This window comes from Shimia sp. (genome assembly GCF_049116215.1).
Classification (GTDB): domain Bacteria; phylum Pseudomonadota; class Alphaproteobacteria; order Rhodobacterales; family Rhodobacteraceae; genus Shimia.
In genome coordinates, this window is the sequence record NZ_JAGDZB010000002.1 from 245,085 (window position 1) to 263,340 (window position 18,256).

The 18,256-nt window shown below is 58.5% G+C and carries 18 protein-coding genes; 11 read left to right on the forward strand and 7 right to left on the reverse strand.

The genetic code is table 11. The annotated features are described in order from the left end of the window. The first annotated feature begins 7 nt into the window (after positions 1-7). Together JXR15_RS06770 and JXR15_RS06775 are read left to right on the forward strand one after the other, a co-directional pair. Positions 8-199: a hypothetical protein gene (locus JXR15_RS06770; protein WP_422052473.1), complete on the forward strand. Its 192-nt coding sequence runs from the start codon at positions 8-10 to the stop codon at positions 197-199. Between the two features lie 328 nt (positions 200-527). Then, the gene (locus JXR15_RS06775) at positions 528-1,889 is read left to right on the forward strand and encodes a DUF3179 domain-containing (seleno)protein (RefSeq protein ID WP_422052474.1); all 1,362 of its coding nucleotides are present in this window, start codon (positions 528-530) and stop codon (positions 1,887-1,889) included. Here the strand turns inward: JXR15_RS06775 and JXR15_RS06780 are convergent. Continuing rightward, on the reverse strand, positions 1,886-2,782 hold the full coding sequence (locus JXR15_RS06780; RefSeq protein WP_422052475.1) for a LysR family transcriptional regulator: 897 nt from the start codon (positions 2,780-2,782) through the stop codon (positions 1,886-1,888). The two genes, JXR15_RS06775 and JXR15_RS06780, sit on opposite strands and share 4 nt — an antisense overlap. Before the next feature lie 91 nt (positions 2,783-2,873). Here JXR15_RS06780 and JXR15_RS06785 point away from each other — a divergent pair, with 91 nt between their 5' ends. Next, positions 2,874-3,641 (forward strand): SDR family oxidoreductase, encoded by a 768-nt coding sequence (locus tag JXR15_RS06785; RefSeq protein WP_422052476.1) that lies wholly within the window; start codon positions 2,874-2,876, stop codon positions 3,639-3,641. A 61-nt stretch (positions 3,642-3,702) separates the two neighbouring features. Here JXR15_RS06785 and lon read toward each other — a convergent pair whose 3' ends face one another. The 3 genes from lon to tgt all read right to left on the reverse strand — a co-directional run bounded on the left by lon (position 3,703) and on the right by tgt (position 8,094). Continuing rightward, positions 3,703-6,105, reverse strand: coding sequence for an endopeptidase La (gene lon / locus JXR15_RS06790; protein WP_422052477.1), 2,403 nt, complete (start codon positions 6,103-6,105; stop codon positions 3,703-3,705). A gap of 295 nt (positions 6,106-6,400) precedes the next feature. Then, the gene (locus JXR15_RS06795; RefSeq protein ID WP_422052478.1) at positions 6,401-6,952 is read right to left on the reverse strand and encodes a hypothetical protein; all 552 of its coding nucleotides are present in this window, start codon (positions 6,950-6,952) and stop codon (positions 6,401-6,403) included. 11 nt (positions 6,953-6,963) lie between these two features. Beyond that, a complete protein-coding gene (tgt, locus tag JXR15_RS06800) occupies positions 6,964-8,094 on the reverse strand; it encodes a tRNA guanosine(34) transglycosylase Tgt (protein WP_422052479.1) in 1,131 nt (376 codons plus the stop codon). A 130-nt stretch (positions 8,095-8,224) separates the two neighbouring features. Between tgt and JXR15_RS06805 the strand changes: the two genes are divergently transcribed. From JXR15_RS06805 to tpiA, 5 genes are all read left to right on the forward strand, one after another. Then, positions 8,225-9,109 carry an SPFH domain-containing protein gene (locus tag JXR15_RS06805; RefSeq protein ID WP_283426169.1) on the forward strand — a complete coding sequence of 295 codons (885 nt, stop codon included), beginning with the start codon at positions 8,225-8,227 and terminating at the stop codon, positions 9,107-9,109. Between the two features lie 3 nt (positions 9,110-9,112). Next, complete coding sequence (locus tag JXR15_RS06810) at positions 9,113-9,388, forward strand: NfeD family protein (protein ID WP_422052480.1); 276 nt, start codon at positions 9,113-9,115, stop codon at positions 9,386-9,388. Positions 9,389-9,581: 193 nt separating this feature from the next. Beyond that, a complete protein-coding gene (locus JXR15_RS06815) occupies positions 9,582-9,956 on the forward strand; it encodes an SUF system Fe-S cluster assembly protein (protein WP_299424460.1) in 375 nt (124 codons plus the stop codon). A gap of 28 nt (positions 9,957-9,984) precedes the next feature. Further along, on the forward strand, positions 9,985-10,383 hold the full coding sequence (locus tag JXR15_RS06820) for a HesB/IscA family protein (protein WP_422052481.1): 399 nt from the start codon (positions 9,985-9,987) through the stop codon (positions 10,381-10,383). Positions 10,384-10,449: 66 nt separating this feature from the next. Next, positions 10,450-11,193, forward strand: coding sequence for a triose-phosphate isomerase (gene tpiA / locus JXR15_RS06825; RefSeq protein ID WP_422052482.1), 744 nt, complete (start codon positions 10,450-10,452; stop codon positions 11,191-11,193). Positions 11,194-11,726: 533 nt separating this feature from the next. On the opposite strand, the gene JXR15_RS06830 is transcribed toward tpiA, so the two are convergent. The 3 genes from JXR15_RS06830 to JXR15_RS06840 form a co-directional block, all read right to left on the reverse strand. After that, positions 11,727-13,106 carry a TRAP transporter large permease gene (locus JXR15_RS06830; RefSeq protein ID WP_422052483.1) on the reverse strand — a complete coding sequence of 460 codons (1,380 nt, stop codon included), beginning with the start codon at positions 13,104-13,106 and terminating at the stop codon, positions 11,727-11,729. Next, positions 13,106-13,771 (reverse strand): TRAP transporter small permease, encoded by a 666-nt coding sequence (locus JXR15_RS06835; protein ID WP_422052484.1) that lies wholly within the window; start codon positions 13,769-13,771, stop codon positions 13,106-13,108. Before JXR15_RS06835 ends, JXR15_RS06830 begins: the two co-directional genes overlap by 1 nt. An 89-nt stretch (positions 13,772-13,860) precedes the next feature. Next, the gene (locus JXR15_RS06840) at positions 13,861-14,865 is read right to left on the reverse strand and encodes a DctP family TRAP transporter solute-binding subunit (protein ID WP_422052485.1); all 1,005 of its coding nucleotides are present in this window, start codon (positions 14,863-14,865) and stop codon (positions 13,861-13,863) included. 432 nt (positions 14,866-15,297) lie between these two features. Between JXR15_RS06840 and JXR15_RS06845 the strand changes: the two genes are divergently transcribed. Genes JXR15_RS06845 through JXR15_RS06855 form a run of 3 tightly spaced genes read left to right on the forward strand, consistent with a single transcriptional unit; the run spans position 15,298 to position 18,206 of the window. After that, a complete protein-coding gene (locus tag JXR15_RS06845; RefSeq protein WP_422052486.1) occupies positions 15,298-16,395 on the forward strand; it encodes a fatty acid desaturase in 1,098 nt (365 codons plus the stop codon). Between the two features lie 60 nt (positions 16,396-16,455). After that, positions 16,456-17,172 carry an aminoacyl-tRNA hydrolase gene (gene pth / locus JXR15_RS06850; RefSeq protein WP_422052487.1) on the forward strand — a complete coding sequence of 239 codons (717 nt, stop codon included), beginning with the start codon at positions 16,456-16,458 and terminating at the stop codon, positions 17,170-17,172. Beyond that, the gene (locus JXR15_RS06855; protein WP_422052488.1) at positions 17,169-18,206 is read left to right on the forward strand and encodes a DUF2332 domain-containing protein; all 1,038 of its coding nucleotides are present in this window, start codon (positions 17,169-17,171) and stop codon (positions 18,204-18,206) included. Before pth ends, JXR15_RS06855 begins: the two co-directional genes overlap by 4 nt. Positions 18,207-18,256: the final 50 nt, after the last annotated feature.

Sequence of the window (18,256 nt, forward strand, 5' to 3'; positions counted from 1 at the left end):
GATGACTGTGACGAAGAGCAGAAGCCTTCCGTCTAATGACGACCAAAGCCAAACCACCAATGACACCTTGGTGGGCACCATCCGCATCAGCGGTGACTGGGCCCGCAAGGTACGTGGCGAAGCAGATGCCCCTGCCCCGCAGGCGGCCAACGACGATTACGCCGAGCACCGGATTTTTGCCGCCCGCAAAAGCTCCTGATCGGCGACCACGAGATCCCGGGGGGACCTGGGTAGGGGGCCTCGGCCCCCGACGACATACTCCGCTGCCGTCCCTAAGTTTAGGCAGTGGTGTTCCACGGAGCGGGTGCGCTCGCTCCGACGACATTCAGGCCGCAGGCAAAAAACATCGAGCGGTAATTATAGAGTGAGCCTGAATGGCGAAACTGGGGGGCCCTTTGGCCCCCTACTTTTTTTGTGCAGTGGCCAAATCTTTCAACCACTCACTTTCTCCTGATCCAAGTTGATTGGCGCACTCATCCGTTCCTCAGCCACAAAGAGTAAACCGCCCTTTGCGCCAAGGATCCACCATGTCTCTCCGCCTTTCTGCCCTTCTCTGCGCCATCGCCTTATCCACCGCCCTGCCTGTCTCTGCACAGGACGCTGCCCCCCTGCCCGCGTATGTGATCGAGCAATTTGGCACACCGCCCGTTGTGCCCTCCGGCCCCTTGTCCGATGCCCTAGAGACCGCCGCAGACATGGCCTTCGTCGAAAGCATGCAGCAAGGCACCTGGGGCCGAGACGAAACGCTCGCCCTCGACGAAATCGCAGCTTCAGGCGACCCGCGCCTCTCCTGGATCATTAGTGATCTGATGCGCTTTGTGACCTCCCCGCAATTAAACTTCGTCCTCTCCGAAGCCGCTGCCACTTTGCTGGAGATCGACACACCAACCGAAAACACTTGGGGCGTCGTCACCGATCATCTGATTGCCTGGGATATCCCCGAACCACCCGATTACCTGCGCTTCAAACGCGCTATCTTCACCGCCATCGTCCCGGAATGGGACCCGCTGTTTGTGCCTGGAGACATTGACTGGCGGCTGGTATCTTGGGGTGGAGTGCTGATCGACAACCGCGCTTTTGACACCACCGATGAGCCGTGCAACTGCATCCCCGCCGCCGACAACCCCGAGGTCACCGACGCCGCCGGTGCCACCTGGCTCAAAGATGACGACATCATCTTTGGCGTTGAGGTCAACGGCGAATACCGCGCCTACCCCCGCCAGATCATGGAAGTCCGCGAGATGGTCAACGACACCCTTGGCGGGCGCGACCTTGGCATCCCCTACTGCACTCTCTGCGGCGCCGCCCAGGCCTATTTCACCGACCAATTGCCCGCCGGTGTCGAGCGGCCAATCTTGCGCACCTCCGGCCTGCTCAGCCGCTCCAACAAGGTCATGTACGACCTAACCACCTACTCCGTCTTTGACACCTTCCTCGGCCACGCCGTCACCGGCCCCTTGGCCGACAAAGGCATCAAATTGGAGCAAGCTGCCGTCATCACCACAGACTGGGGCACATGGAGAACCACCCATCCCGAAACCACAGTTCTGGCCGAATACCTCGCCCTCGGCCGCAATCCCGATTTCCGCAATGGTCGCGACGCCAACGGCCCGATCTTCCCGGTGGGTGACGTCGACCCACGCCTACCCGTGCATGAAGACATCATCGGCATCGTCACAGCCTCCGGCCAGCCCGTCGCCTTCCAGCGGTCCAAAGCCCTTGTGGCCCTACGCAAAGGCGAAAACATCGCCTATGAAAACATCCGCCTCAAGCTCGACGCAGGCGGCATCCGCGCAGTCGACGCCAGTGGCGCGGACCTCGGCAGCCACCAAGCCTTCTGGTTCGCCTGGTCACAGTTCCACCCAGACACCGCCCTCTGGCCCGGCTAACGCGCCAGGTTCTCGCGCAAAAAATTAATCATCACGCGTGTTTTGCGGGGCAGGTACCGGCGGTTTGGGTAAAGCATCCAAGCCGCCGTTTCAAAATCACTCACTGTAGCCTGATATTTAGGGCACATCTCCACCAACCGCCCCGCTGCCAAATCTTCTACCACCAGCCAATCCGCCAACAAGGCCGCGCCCAGCCCCTGCCGCGTAGCTTCCAACAGCGCCAAAGCGTTAGAAAACTTGTGTCGCCCGGCCACATTGACCTTAAACGGCTTTTCGCCCGCCCCACGAAACCGCCAGACGTCCCCAATCCCCGGCAACGCATATCGCAAACAGTCGCGATCACGAAGCTCCTCAGGCGTCTCCAACCCGCCAACGCGCGTCAAATACGCTGGGCTCGCCACCAAATAATACCGCGTATCCATCAGCTTACTGGACACCAAATCCCCTTTTGGCGCCGGGGCCAGCCGCACCGCCAGGTCAATCCCCTGCTCAACCAAGTCCAAATTCGCATCGCTGCTGATCACCTCGACGGAAATCTCCGGATACCGCTCTGAAAACGCAGGCAGAACCGGCACAATCTTCTGACAGGCGAAGGCCACTGACGCGGTCACTCGCAATGTGCCTGCCGGTTTCTGCCGCGCCCCCATAGCCGCCTGCGCTGCTGCCTGCATCTCGTCCACCAGCGGAGCCACCCGCTGCAAATAGGCCGCGCCTTCCTCAGTTGTAGACAGCTTCCGCGTTGTGCGGTGAAACAACCGCACCCCCAACTCCGCCTCCAAAGCCGAGAGGCTGCGGGACACCGACGAAGGATCCAATTCCAACACCCGCGCTGCCCCGGCAATGCTGCCCTGTGCCTGCACCAGCAGAGCCAATTCCAAATCTCGCACATCCATTCATGCAAATTACGCACGACTTATCTGTCAATCCAGCCATTTCTCGCAGCTTCCTCACGGCCTATCCCCAAGGCAACACAAGGAGACCCCAATGACTGACCTCACCGGAAAAACCGCCATTATCACCGGCGCCAGCCGCGGCATCGGCGCCGCCGCCGCCCACCACCTCGCCAAACTTGGCGCCAACGTCGTGCTCGCCGCCCGCTCTCAAAGCGCGCTGTCAGAACTGACACAAAGCATCCTCGACGATGGCGGCGCGGCCCGGCTACAGGTCTGCGACGTCAGCGACCCTGCCTCCGTCGAAGCCCTATTCAAAACCGCCACCGACACTTTCGGAAGCCTCGACATCCTCGTGAACAACGCCGGCCTCATAGACCCAATTACCACCTTGGCCGACAGCGATCCCGCCGCATGGTCCAAAGTCCTCGATGTGAACATCAAAGGCGTCTACCACGGCCTGCGTTTCGCCCTGCCGGTCATGCGCGCCCAAGGCGCGGGCACCATCATCAACATCTCGTCTGGTGCGGCCAATTCCTTCCTCGAAGGCTGGTCCCACTACTGTGCTTCCAAGGCTGCCGTGGTGCGTCTCACCGGCATAGCCCACAAAGAAAACGCCGACGCAGGTGTGACGGTTGTCGGCCTGAGTCCCGGTACTGTCGCCACCGACATGATGGCCACCATCCGCGCCTCCGGCATCAACCCAGTCAGCCAGCTGGCACCTGACGCGCACATCCCAGCCGAATGGGTCGCACAGGCCATCGCCTACCTCTGCGGCCCGGATGGCAAGACCCACGCGGGTCAAGACTTTTCCCTGAAAACCAACGAAGGCCGCGCCGTGCTTGGCCTGCCTCCGGTCTAACCCATACAAAAAAGGCGCGCCGATCTCTCGACGCGCCTTCAAATTCAAAGCTTAGAAGACCTTAATGCGCTGTCGCGCTCGCCGCTTCTTCTTTCTTGAGCTTCGCCGCAGCCGCTTCTTCCGCAGCCTCGTCCCACTCAATTGCTTCTGGCTCTTTGGTCAGCGCCAGTTTCAACACTTCAGAGACGTGCTTCACCGCGATGATTTCCAGACCGTCTTTCACGTTGTCCGGAATGTCCGCCAAATCCTTCTCGTTCTCCTGCGGGATCAGCACCGTTTTGATGCCACCACGCAGCGCCGCGAGAAGTTTCTCTTTCAGACCGCCAATCGGCATCGCATTGCCGCGCAAAGACACTTCACCGGTCATCGCTATGTCTTTGCGCACCGGAATGCCAGTCAGCACCGACACAATCGACGTCACCATCGCCAAACCCGCAGACGGGCCATCTTTTGGCGTCGCGCCATCCGGCACGTGCACGTGGATGTCTATCTTGTCAAAGACCGTTGGCTTCACGCCAATCTGAGGCGAAATAGACCGCACGTAAGAAGACGCCGCATCAATCGACTCTTTCATGACGTCGCCTAGCTTACCGGTGGTCTTCATGCGGCCTTTGCCGGGCAGCTTCAGACCTTCGATGTGCAACAGGTCACCGCCAACCGAGGTCCAGGCCAGACCGGTGACAACACCCACCTGGTTCTCGTCCTCAGCCAAGCCATAGCGGAACTTCTTCACGCCCAGGAAATCATCCAGATTGTCCGGGGTCACAGAAACAGTCTCCGCCTCGCCTTTCACAATCTTGGTGACAGCTTTCCGGGTCAGCTTCGCCAATTCACGTTCAAGGTTCCGCACACCCGCTTCACGGGTGTAGGTGCGCACAATCTCTTGCAGCGCTTCATCCGATACCTCGAATTCACCTTTCTTCAGACCGTGGTTTTTGACCTGCTTGTCAATCAAGTGCTGACGCGCAATTTCACGTTTCTCGTCTTCGGTGTAGCCAGCCAGTGAAATGATCTCCATCCGGTCCAAAAGCGGACCCGGCATGTTGTAGGAGTTCGCCGTGGTCAGGAACATCACGTTGGATAGATCGTATTCCACCTCAAGGTAGTGATCCACAAACGTGCCGTTCTGCTCCGGATCAAGCACCTCTAGCATCGCGGACGCAGGATCACCGCGGAAGTCCTGCCCCATCTTGTCGATTTCATCGAGCAGGATCAGCGGGTTGGTGGTCTTCGCCTTTTTCAGCGCCTGAATGATCTTACCGGGCATGGAGCCAATGTACGTCCGGCGGTGGCCACGGATCTCACTTTCGTCGCGCACACCGCCAAGGCTGATGCGGATGAACTCTCGACCGGTGGCTTTTGCCACGGACTTACCAAGCGAGGTTTTACCCACACCTGGAGGGCCCACGAGGCACATGATTGGGCCTTTGAGCTTGCTGGAGCGCTGCTGCACCGCAAGGTACTCAACAATGCGCTCTTTGACCTTCTCCAGACCAAAGTGATCTGTGTCCAGAACCTCTTGTGCCTTGCCCAGGTCCTTCTTCACACGGCCACGTTTGCCCCATGGAATGGACAGCATCCAATCCAGATAGTTGCGCACAACGGTCGCTTCGGCCGACATCGGGCTCATGTTTTTGAGCTTCTTCAGCTCACCCTCAGCCTTCTCTTTGGCCTCTTTGGAGAGCTTGGTTTTGCCAATCTTCTCTTCGAGCTCGGCAATTTCGCCTTCGCCCTCTTCGCCGTCGCCAAGCTCCTTCTGAATGGCCTTCATCTGCTCATTCAGATAGTACTCGCGCTGGGTCTTCTCCATTTGCGATTTCACGCGCGTCTTGATCTTCTTCTCAACCTTCAGCACACTCATTTCGCCCTGCATCAGGCCATAGACCTTCTCCAGACGCTCGCTCACAGACAGGGTTTCGAGAAGCTCTTGCTTCTCGTTCACCTCAATACCCAGATGGCCCGCCACAAGGTCAGCCAAACGCGCAGGCTCGCTGGCGTCTTCCACCGCGCTCAGCGCTTCTTCCGGGATGTTCTTTTTGACTTTGGAATAGCGCTCAAACTCGTCGCCAACAGAGCGCAGCAGCGCTTCGATGGTGGCAGCGTCGCCTGGCATTTCGTCCAGATGTTCGGCACGGGCCTCAAAGTAGTCGTCGTTTTCAACAAAGTCGGTGATGGTCACACGGCTCTGACCTTCGACCAGCACTTTTACGGTGCCATCAGGCAGCTTCAACAGCTGCAGCACATTGGCCAAAACGCCGGTGCGGTATATGCCGTCAAAATCTGGATCATCCTCTGCAGGATCAACCTGACTGGACAGCAGAATCTGCTTGTCATCGGCCATCACCTCTTCAAGCGCACGGACCGATTTTTCCCGGCCAACAAACAGCGGCACAATCATATGTGGGAACACCACAATGTCGCGCAGCGGCAGCACAGGATAAGATGTGTTGAGGGGCTCAGTCATGAGTTTTCCTTGTTCTAGCAAAGCGACGCGGGTCCCACATGTGGCAACCTTTTGGTCCCTTTCCGTTTCCTCGGCTTATTGATTTGGGGTGCCTCGTCCCCGCTTTCAACGGCGTTTTGTTGGTTGGACCACACAATGCCTTTACAGAACGTGAGGAACAAGGCGGGAAACGGCTAAAGAGGCAAAATAATTTGCTTACAGAGAGGGTGTTCCAAGCGTGACGCGCAGCCTACTCAACCGAGGCTGAAACAAATACTCTTGTTGCCCGCCAACAGGTAAGACGCCCTTCCAGCCTTCACTGCGCAGGACGCAACAACACCGTTTCAGTCATAAAAAGCACCGTTTCGTCGCTTTTGAGGGTCAGCTCAGAAATCTCTAGCACCCGATCGTCAAAGTACGGCACCAAGGTGATGGTGCCAAACACCGTGATCCCGCCCTCAAATTCCGGCAGTTCAATCTGCAACTGCGGCAGCCCCGCTGGACCGCATTGCGTATCACTCAACAGATCTGCCAAATCAGCGCGCTCTGTGGTGTCCAGCACGTCATCCACACGGTCCACATCATAAGGCTTTGGCTCCGCCCAGCGCAGTGCCACCTCTTCGCCCACAAGGCTGTCGACAAAGCCGGAGTGGTACAGACCGTCCGCGTCAATTTCCGTGGCAAACATCCGGGCTGGACGCACAAAGGAGGTCACACTGCCCTCCACGGATGTGCTGCCTTCGCGCACCCAACTCCCCGCCAGCCGTTCATAGACCACCGCCGGATCACTGACCCCGCAATACCCATCCGCCACTGCCGCAACCGGCGTCAAGGCAGCCACGGCTGCCGCCATCAAAAACCGTTTCATGGACTGTCTCCTCACAGCGGCTCAATATCGCCTTGCGCGCGCTGCGCGTGGAACTCTGTTTCCCAGGCGTCAAAGGTTCCGGCTGCAATCGCATCGCGCATGCCCTGCATGATCTCTTGGAAGTAATGCAAGTTGTGCCATGTCAGCAGCATGCCGGAAATCATCTCATTGCTGCGGAACACGTGATGCAGATAGGCGCGTGAATAGTTCGAACAGGCCGGGCAGGAACAGTTTTCGTCCAATGGCCGCGGATCATCCGCATGGCGCGCGTTTTTGATGTTCACCACGCCATACCGCGTGAATACTTGCCCCGTACGCCCCGAACGGGACGGCAACACACAGTCCATCATATCGATGCCACGCTTGACCGCGCCGACAATGTCATCCGGCTTGCCCACACCCATCAAATAGCGTGGTTTGTCCACCGGCAGCATATCCGGCGCATAGTCCAGACAATCAAACATCTTCTCTTGGCCTTCGCCTACCGCGAGGCCACCCACAGCATAGCCATCAAAGCCAATCTCTTTGAGAGCTTCAGCACTCTCCTCACGGAAGTCCTGCTCCAGCCCGCCTTGCTGAATACCAAACAGCGCATGCCCCGGCCGATCGCCAAACGCATCGCGCGACCGCTGCGCCCAGCGCATCGACAGCCGCATGCTCTCCGCAATCCGGTCCCGATCCGCCGGCAACGCCGGGCATTCGTCAAAACACATGACAATATCACTGCCCAAAAGCTTCTGGATCTCCATCGATCGTTCCGGCGTCAGCGAGTGTTTGGACCCATCAATGTGGCTCTTAAACGTGACACCTTTTTCCGTCAGCTTACGAAGCTCTGCGAGGCTCATAACCTGAAACCCACCGCTGTCCGTCAGAATGGGCCGCTCCCAATTCATGAACTTGTGCAAGCCGCCCAACCGGTCAATCCGCTCCGCCGTAGGCCGCAGCATCAAGTGATAGGTGTTCCCCAGCAGGATGTCTGCCCCGGTGGCGCGCACGCTCTCTGGCATCATCGCCTTCACGGTCGCCGCTGTGCCAACCGGCATAAATGCAGGCGTGCGAATGTCGCCGCGCGGCGTGTTGATCACACCGGTACGGGCTTTGCCATCGGTTGCATGTAGCGAAAACGAGAACTTTTCAGACATCTGAGACCTTCATCGGGGAGTTTGCGCAAAATTTCCCCCTCCTTACGCCGAACCATGTAACTTGTAAAACACGCCGATGTGACCATATTCCAACCCATAGATAACAAACACTTTCTGGGGAGAGAGCATAATGAACGAAGACCTGATCTTCTCGTTACTATCTGAAAACATCGTGATCCTGCTGGCCGCAGTGTTCCTGATTGTTGTGGTTCTGAAAGGCGTGCGCATCGTGCCGCAATCGGAAAAACACGTGGTGGAACGCTTTGGTCGGCTGCACTCGGTGCTTGGGCCTGGCATCAACTTTGTGGTGCCGTTTCTGGACGTGGTGCGCCACCAGATCTCCATTCTGGAGCGTCAGCTGCCCAACGCCACCCAAGACGCGATCACCAAAGACAACGTACTGGTGCAGATCGACACCTCCGTCTTCTACCGCATTCTGGAGCCGGAAAAGACGGTGTACCGCATCCGTGATGTGGACGGCGCCATCTCGACCACTGTAGCTGGCATTGTGCGTGCCAACATTGGTAAAATGGACCTGGATGAGGTGCAGTCCAACCGGGCCAGCCTGATCGATTCCATTCAAGCCAGCGTCGAAACCGCTGTGGACGATTGGGGCATCGAAGTGACCCGCGCCGAAATACTCGATGTGAACCTGGACCAAGCCACTCGCGACGCCATGTTGCAACAGCTCAACGCCGAACGCGCACGCCGCGCTCAGGTGACCGAAGCTGAGGGCACAAAGCGCGCTGTGGAACTTCAAGCCGACGCTGAGCTTTACGCCGCAGAGCAAATCGCCAAAGCCCGCCGCATCAGCGCGGACGCCGAAGCCTACGCCACCGAAGTGGTTGCCAAAGCCATCAAGGAAAACGGCATCGAAGCGGCGCAATACCAGGTGGCGTTGAAACAAGTCGAGGCGCTCAACGCGCTTGGCAACGGCGATGGCAAGCAAACCATCGTGCTGCCAGCCGCTGCGCTCGAGGCTTTTGGCGACGCCTTCAAACTGTTGAAAGGGTAAGCGATGACAGACCTTCTGACAATTTGGTGGGTCTGGCTTGCCGCCGCTCTGGTACTGGCCATTCTCGAAGTGCTGGCACCGGGCTTCATCTTCCTCGGCTTCGCCATCGGCGCGGCCTTGGTTGGCGTTGCCCTACTCGGCCCGTTGCAACTCCTGTCGGTGCCAATGCTCCTACTGGTGTTTGCGGCCCTCAGCCTTGTGGCCTGGCTGGTGATGCGACGGGTTTTCGCGTTGCCAAAGAGTGAAGTCAAAACCTTCAACCATGACATCAACGATTGATTTCTAGTGCGGGGCCTTCGGGCTCCGTTGCTTCTTCAAGCCCCCCCCCGTCATTCACGCCCCATTTGGCACCTCCGCAAAACAGCCGCGATACCGACGCAATACCGATGCGCCAATTTCGCTCACCTCCCCCTCTGGACGCCGCTTGCAAGTTTTCCTATATGAAAAGCTCAGGTTTATGGCAGGACAGAATATGACACAGGCCCCCGATCCAACTTCCGATCCCGTCGAAGGCACCCCTTTGATCGCGCCTTCGAGCGTCGATCACCCTTTGCATGAGCAACTCGTTGAGGCCTGTCGCAGTGTGTATGACCCGGAAATTCCGGTGAATATCTACGATCTCGGCCTGATCTACACCATTGAGATTTCTGCCGAAAACGACGTAAACGTGATCATGACCCTGACCGCCCCGGGTTGCCCTGTGGCTGGCGAAATGCCAGGCTGGGTGCAAGAAGCCATTGCTGGCGTCGGCGGCGTGCGCACTGTCGAGGTTGCGCTGGTTTGGCAGCCCCCATGGGGCATGGAAATGATGAGCGACGAAGCCCGCCTTGAACTGGGCTTCATGTAACCTTTCAATAGGTTAGAAAGGAAAGTCGATGTTTGGCATTCCCGGAAAACAAGCCCTGACCATGACACCTGCGGCGATCAAACAGATCGCCCGGCTCATGGACAAAGAAGGCCACGCCGGTCTGCGCATTGGCGTGAAGAAAGGCGGCTGCGCGGGCATGGAATACACCATGGACTACGTGACCGACCGCGATCCGCACGACGAGATTGTCGAAAAAGACGGCGCCGTGGTGATGATTGCGCCGATGGCGCAAATGTTCCTTTTTGGCACCGAAATTGATTACGAAGTCTCGCTTCTGGAAAGCGGCTTCAAGTTCAACAATCCCAACGTGGCCGACGCCTGCGGCTGCGGCGAATCCATCAAATTCAAAGATATGGACGAGCTTGCAGAACAAGTTGCCGCGAACGGAGCGCCAAAATTAACCTGATGGCCTTGACCTAGGCCGTTCCCCCCCGCATGACTTTGCCAAACAACATTTTTGAAGGGGCACGTCATGCGACGCAAGCTGGCAGCAGGCAATTGGAAAATGAACGGCACCGCCGCGGCACTGGCGGAGCTTAAGGCGCTTGCCGCTCTCGAAACCTCCGATACCACCGACATCCTGATCTGCCCCCCTGCCACCTTGACTTCCCGCGCCAAAGACGTGGCGGGCGCTGTCGCCATCGGCGGCCAAGACTGCCACGCCAATGCCAGCGGCGCCCACACCGGCGATGTCGCTGCTGATATGCTGAAAGACGCCGGCGCCTCCCATGTCATTCTTGGCCACTCTGAACGCCGCGAAGACCACAATGAACGCGACGAAGACGTGCGCAACAAAGCCAATGCCGCCTGGGATGCTGGTCTGGTGACCGTGATCTGCGTGGGCGAAAGCCTCAGCGAGCGCGAAGCCGACAACACACTCGACATCATTGGTGGCCAATTGGCAGGTTCCATCCCCGACGGCGCCACAGGCGAAAACCTGGTGGTGGCTTATGAACCGATCTGGGCCATCGGCACCGGCAAGGTCCCCACAATGAGCCAAATTGGCGAGGTACATGATTTCATGCGCATGCGTCTGGAGCGTCGTTTTGGCGAAGGCGTTGGCCGCACTGTGCCCCTGCTCTACGGCGGCTCTGTGAAACCCAGCAACGCAGAAGAGATCTTTGCCGTCTCCAACGTGGATGGCGCGCTGGTGGGTGGCGCCAGCCTGAAGGCCAGCGATTTTGGCGCCATCATCACCGCGCTCGACGCCGCATAATCCTATGGCCAAGGCGCCGCTCTCTTCGCTGTATGCCCAGTTCTCACACCGCTGGCACAGCGACATCACGCGCCTTGGCTACCCCGCCGCCTACGACGAGCTCATGGCGGCCCTGCCTGCCACCACTTCCACGCCAACCGTCCTGGACGCAGGCTGCGGCACCGGCGCCCTGGCCCAGGCCTGGCTCAAGACCAATCAACCTCACAGCGCCCTGCACTTGCTCCGTGCCCTTCTCCAAAGGTCCACCCAGCCGCACCAGCTGCGGCTACATCGCCACCCGCACCTAAGACCACCACCGTTTGAGGGGGCCGGGTCACGGCGCGCGAATGCGCCCGCGCAGCGGCATGGCCTTGAGGCGGTTCTCTCAAACCACACACTGGACATGGCGCGTTCAGGGCACACTTGCCCATGAACCGCTTCTCAGCAAACTCCCTTCTAGGCCCCACAAAAAGAAACGACGCCCCAAACTGGAGCGTCGCCTCTCATCTCTTCCGAACAAACGTGCGCGGTAGCGCCCCGCTTATTCACCTGCTCTATTTGGTGATGATCTCCGGCCCCATGAAGGTGTTCGGCAGATATGTCGAAATCCATGGGATGTAGGTCACCATAATCAGGAAGACAAAGAGCACTGCGAGGAACGGCAGCGCCGCCTTCACCACAGACATCATCGGCATCCCAGCCACACCGGAGGTCACAAACAGGTTGAGCCCCACTGGCGGCGTGATCATCCCGATTTCCATGTTCACCACCATGATGATACCCAAGTGGATCGGATCAATGCCCAGCTCAATGGCAATGGGGAACACCAGCGGTGCGACAATCACCAACAAGCCGGATGGCTCCATGAACTGACCACCAATCAGCAGGATCACGTTCACCACAATCAGGAACATCACCGGACCAAAGCCCGCATTCAACATTGCACCCGCGATCTGCTGCGGCACTTGCTGCTCGGTCAACACATGCTTCAGGATCAGCGCGTTGGCGATCACAAACAGCAGCGTGATGGTCAGCTTACCCGCCTCAAACAGCGTGTGCTTGGTGTCGCCATGCACAAAGGCCGTGATCAGCGCATAAGGCTTCTTGAACAGAGAGACTTTTTGACCACCGTTGTTGTCCGCCGCCAATGGCCCCATGTCTTTGTAGACAAAGCAGGCGATCAGGAAGGCATAGACCGCCGCCACCGCTGCAGCTTCAGTTGGCGTAAACACACCGCCATAAATGCCACCCAGAATGATCACGATCAGGAACAAACCAAAACCTGCGTCACGTCCGGATTCAAAAATCTCCCCCCAGCCGAGCCAGTCGCCTTTTGGCAGGTTCTTGACCTTCGCCATCACATAGATGGTGATCATCAGCATCAGACCAGCCATCAGACCCGGGATCACCCCCGCAAGGAACATCCGGCCCACGGAGACTTCCACGGCCGCCGCGTAAACCACCATCACGATGGACGGCGGGATCAGAATGCCCAATGTGCCCGCGTTACAGATCACACCGGCGGCAAACTCCTTGGAGTAGCCCACCTGACGCATGCCCGCGATCACAATGGAGCCGATGGCCACAACCGTCGCTGGCGAGGAGCCAGACAGGGCCGCAAACATCATACAGGCAAACACACCCGCAATTGCCAAACCGCCGGGCAAGTGGCCCACACAGGCAATGGAGAAGCGGATGATCCGCCGCGCCACACCACCTGTGGTCATAAAGCTCGACGCTAGGATGAAGAACGGGATCGCCAGCAGGGTGAAGTGACCCTCGAAGGCTTCAAACAGCGTGCCAGCCACAGAGGCCAATGTGGCATCTGAGAAGAACAGCAGGAACAAGATCGAGCTGAGGCCAAGGGACACCGCGATCGGCACGCCGATCAGCAGGAGGCCAATGACCATGGAGAATAGTAGAACAACTTCCATCAGTCGTGCTCCCCTTGAAGTGCACGCACTTCTTCAATTTCGTCTTCCACCTCGTGGCTTGCCACCAGGCGGTCAGTCTGACCGCGGAAAATCTGCATGGTCGCTTGGAAGAAGCGATAAGTCAGCAGCAGCATGCCAATCGGCAGCACGATATACGGCACCACTTTGGGCAGCTTTTCGTATTCGTCGCCGTAGTTGATCAGATCCTCAAGGAACTGGAACAAGCCAACCATGGGTACATCCTGCACCTCATAGAACGACTGGCTGCGGAACTTCTCGGCAAAGCCGGTTGGGAACCAACGGCCGGAGGTTGGCGGCAGATCAGCAAAAACCGCCCAATAGTCATAGGCACCTTTCAGCATCAGCACCGCATAGGCCAGACAGGCGGCCGCCGCGATCAGGCCGATGATGCGCGCAGCAGCCGGGCTGACCATATTGATAATCACATCCACGCCCAGATGCGCATGTTTCTTGACCGCGTAAGAGGCGCCCAGAAGCACCAGCCAGGCAAACAGGAAGACGGTCGCTTCCAAGGCCCATAGAATGTTGGAGTTAAAACCGAACCGGGCAATCACATTGGCAAAGGTAATCAATGTCATCATGCCCAGAAAAAACGCGATCAGCGTCTCTTCAATCCGGTCCACAAAGGTATGCTTGGTTTGCATTGTCCCGCGTCCCGTGAGTGTTTTTGTTGGCAAAACGGGCGGGCCATTTGCGGCCCGCCCGCTCTGTGATTTCAAGTTAAGTCAGAGACTTACATGGAGGCGTTGATTGCCTGTGCCGCGTCGATGTTGTCTTGACCAACGTCGTCGGAGAACTTGTCCCACACCGGCTTCATGGTGTTCACCCACTCGTCACGCTGTGCCGCGTCCAGAGAACGGATGGTGCCACCGGCGTCGATGATCGACTGTTTGGCCGCCTGGTTCACCGCATAGGATTCTGCGTTCCGGGTTGCGGTCACTTCGTTGAAGATGGTCAAGAACTCTTCACGCACGTCGGCTGGCAGGCTGTCGAGCCAGTCCACAGAGGCCACAACCAGATAGTCCAGAATGCCGTGGTTGGTTTCGGTCACGCCGTCCTGCACTTCGAAGAACTTCTTGCCGTAGATGTTGGACCAGGTGTTTTCCTGACCGTCCACAACGCCCTGCTGAAGCGCGCCGTAAACTTCGGAGAAGGCCATCTTCTGGGGGGAGCCACCCATGGCTTCCATCTGTGCAACCAGCACGTCAGAAGACTGTACACGGAACTTCAAGCCGTTGGCATCCGAAGGCACGTTCAGCGGCACGTTGGCAGACATCTGCTTCATGCCGTTGTGCCAGTAGCCCAGACCTTGCAGGCCGCGGCGCTGCATGCTGTCCAGCATCGCTTGACCGTTGTCAGACGCCTGGAATGCGTCCACGGCTGCCACGTCTTTGAACATGAATGGCAGGTCAAACAGCCGGAACTGCTTGGTGAACTTTTCAAACTTGGACAGCGAAGGTGCCGCCAGCTGAACGTCGCCCTGCAGCATCGCTTCGAGAACTTTGTTGTCGTTATAGAGCGTGGAGTTAGGGAAAACCTCCATGCACATCTTGCCGTTCATCTCTTCGTTCACGCGCTTTTCCAGCAGCGACGCTGCAATCCCCTTTGGGTGCTTGTCGGTGTTGGTCACGTGGCTGAACTTCACAACGATCTCGCCGTCGTCACAGGCAGCGGACACAAAGCTCGCACCGGTCACAGTCAGCGCCAGCGCGGTGGCGGCAGTTGTCAGAAATTTCATATCGGTTTCCTCCCAGAATTTGTCCGATGTCCTCCTCACGCCTCTTAAGCGTGCGATGACAAAACTGTGACTGTCGGCGAAAGCCCGCTCAATAGTTTCTTTACCTTTGCGCCCATCTCTCGGTTATTTTCTGTATTTGCAGATGGTTATACCAGAAACTTGGTGGCTGCCCTGGAGCACCAAACCGCCCCCCGTGCGATTTCCCGCACAGCGCAATTCACACTTGTGCGGGAATCCGCACAGCGACTCTCCAGCCGTAGGACCAAGCAAAAGTGTGGCGCGAGGCATGGCCTCGCACCTGAGGGGCTCTGCCCCTGGCGCATTTCCAATGCGCCCACCCAGCGATATTTCCGGTCAAATGAAGCCCTGTCATTGACCCCACCCTTGCGCCGCGTCAGGGTGGGATCATCGATTTCAGATTGTTCTTTTGTGATGACCACCCAAGCCCAACTCACGCGCCCCAAAGGCATCTCACCCCAGTCGCGCCGCCACAACGAGATGCGCAAAGAAGCGCTTGCCGTACATCCGGAGCTGGCGGCACTGCCTGGCACACAACCGCTCACAACCCTGGCCCTGCCAGTGTTGCTGGCGGTGCATTGGAGCATCGCCTGGTTGGTGTCCGGTCAACCCATCTGGGTGATCGGACTCACCGCCTTTCTGATTGGGCAGTTGGTCTACCACTCTGCAGCCAGTCTCATTCACGAGACCTGCCACAAGCTGGTGTTCCGCGACCGAGCGCCCAAACTCGCTTTTGACCTCGGGCTGGAGTTCATCCTGACCTCCTACGGTAAACAGCTCACCTATCAGCGCCAACACGTCACCAGCCACCACCCCTTTGTTGGCGACTATGACAATGACTACGAACACGAAGACCTCTGCGCCCTGCAAGCCCGCTTTGCCATTGGCCGCACCCATCCCGTGCTGCAAAAACTGCTCACCGCTCTGACGCTCTTCCTGCACGCACTGCCACTTGGCTCCATCTTCATCGCAGACAAAATCCTGCCACCGCTTTACGCCAAAGCCTCCGGCCGCCCCGTGCGCGACCCGCAGCCGCGTTTCACCGGCACCTCCGCCACCTCCACCGAAATGCGTCCTTACATCGTGGTCTCCGCGCTCTCCAACATCATAATGCTCGTATTGCTTGGTCCATGGGCCCTGCTCTACCACCTCTGGTCGCTCTCCTTCTTCCTTGGCAAATTGGGCATCTCCAACCTGGGTCAATCGCTCACAGAACATCCCGGCGATGACGATGTGAACCCCACCCGCTCCACATACGGCCCCATCAATTGGTTGCTGTTCAACACCGGCTACCACAACGAGCATCACTCCTTCCCCAACGTGCCCTGGACCCGCCTACCAACCCTGCGCCGCACTGCGCCAGAGGTGTTTCACGCCGAGGCAGAGCGGAGTTATCTTGGCGCCTGGTGGGACCACGTCCGACAAGACTTCACCGCCTCGCGCAAACTCACACTGCACGACAAAGATCACCTCGCCCGCTGCCAAGGCGATAAGGCCACCCCAGCCGAGTGATTTGCCTCTCCCCGGCGGCAAAGCTATATTGCGCCGCAGAAACTTACGCGAGCAGACCTCATGAAACTCTTTGTTGGCCTTGGCAATCCGGGCTCCAAATACGCGCAGAACCGCCACAACATCGGCTTTATGGCGATGGATCAGATTGCCTCCGATCACGGCTTTGCGCCCTTCAAAGGCAAATTTCAGGGCGCGCTCACCGAGGGCCGTTTGGGCAGCGAAAAGGTGCTCCTGCTCAAGCCAGAAACCTTCATGAACCTGTCAGGGCAATCGGTTGGCGAAGCTATGCGCTTTTACAAGCTCACCCCAGCCGATGTTGTGGTGTTTCATGACGAGTTGGACCTGAAACCCGGCAAGCTGAAGTACAAGATGGGCGGCGGTCACGCCGGTCACAACGGTCTACGTTCAATCCACCAGCACATCGGCGAGGCCTATGGCCGGGTGCGCATGGGCATAGGCCACCCAGGGCAAAAAGATCTGGTCAGCCGCTACGTGCTGCATGATTTCCACAAGATGGATCAGGACTGGCTTGATGACATGCTGCGCGGGATTTCCGACGGCGCAGCCCATCTCGCGGATGGCGACACCGCCAAGTTTTCCAACGCAGTCGCCATGCGCCTCAACCCGCCGCGCCCCTCCACTGGCAAGGCCAATCCAAACGCCAAAGCCAAACCGGAGCCTAAGGCCGAGACATCAAAATCAAAGCCTGCCACAGCGCCGGAACTCACCGAGGACAGCCGCAGCCCTCTGCAAAAACTCATGGATAAATTCTCGTGAGCGCACTACAGGCTGCATTTTTGTCGCAAGCCGAGAGTTGCGAAGCGCTCGACAGCCCGTTTATGGGCCGCCTGCTGCGTCTGCTCGCAGACCATTGGCCTCAGGACACGGCCCTTGCTGCCAAATGTGCCACGTTTGAGGGCGACATCAGTCCAAAAGGCCACAGCCTGCCGCTGCGCATCGCGGGCGGCTTGCATGCCTTGGTTCTGCAAGGCAAAAACGCGGACCTCACCGCTGTCTACCCACCCAACCAGAGCGACGACGCCGACCTGCGAAGCGCTGTTCTGTCCGCGCTGCGCACCCACGACGCCTTCCTCACCGACTGGATCACCCACGCGCCACAAACCAACGAGGTGCGCCGCGCTGCTGTCCTAATCGCCACCGCGCATCTGCTGGCGGACCGGTTCACCCTGCCCATCAAGCTTTCCGAACTCGGCGCCTCCGCCGGGCTGAACCTGATGTTTGATCAGTTCCACCTCGATGTCGGTGAGGGCTATGGCCCGCAGAGCACAGTGGCCCTATCCCCCGATTGGACCGGCCCGCTCCCTCCACAAGCAAACGTCACCATCTCCAACCGCCGCGGTGTGGACCTCAACCCACTCAACAGCGCCAACGCTGACGACGCCCTGCGCCTGCAAAGTTATCTCTGGGCCGATCAGGAAGAGCGCTTACTTCGCACCCAAGCAGCGATCGCACTCAACACAGCAGGACTCGACCAAGACGACGCCATCTCTTGGCTGGACCATCGCCTGTCCGCACCAAACGTGGGCGAGCTACACATGGTCTACTCCACCGTGGCCTGGCAATACTTCCCGGAAGAGCGCCAAAACCACGGCACCGCTTTGATGGAGGCCGCCGGCGCGCAAGCCACTGAAGACTCCCCTTTGGCATGGCTGTCTTACGAGGCAGACGACATCACCCACGGCGCCGCGCTCACATTGCGCCTCTGGCCAGGCAATCACACGATCTCTTTGGGCCGCGCTGACTTCCACGGCCGTTGGGTGGAATGGCAAGCGCCCGCCGAACTCCCCTAACGTCACCGTTGCCGCCCACCGCCGCTTAATGCTCAACTCCGTCCAACAAA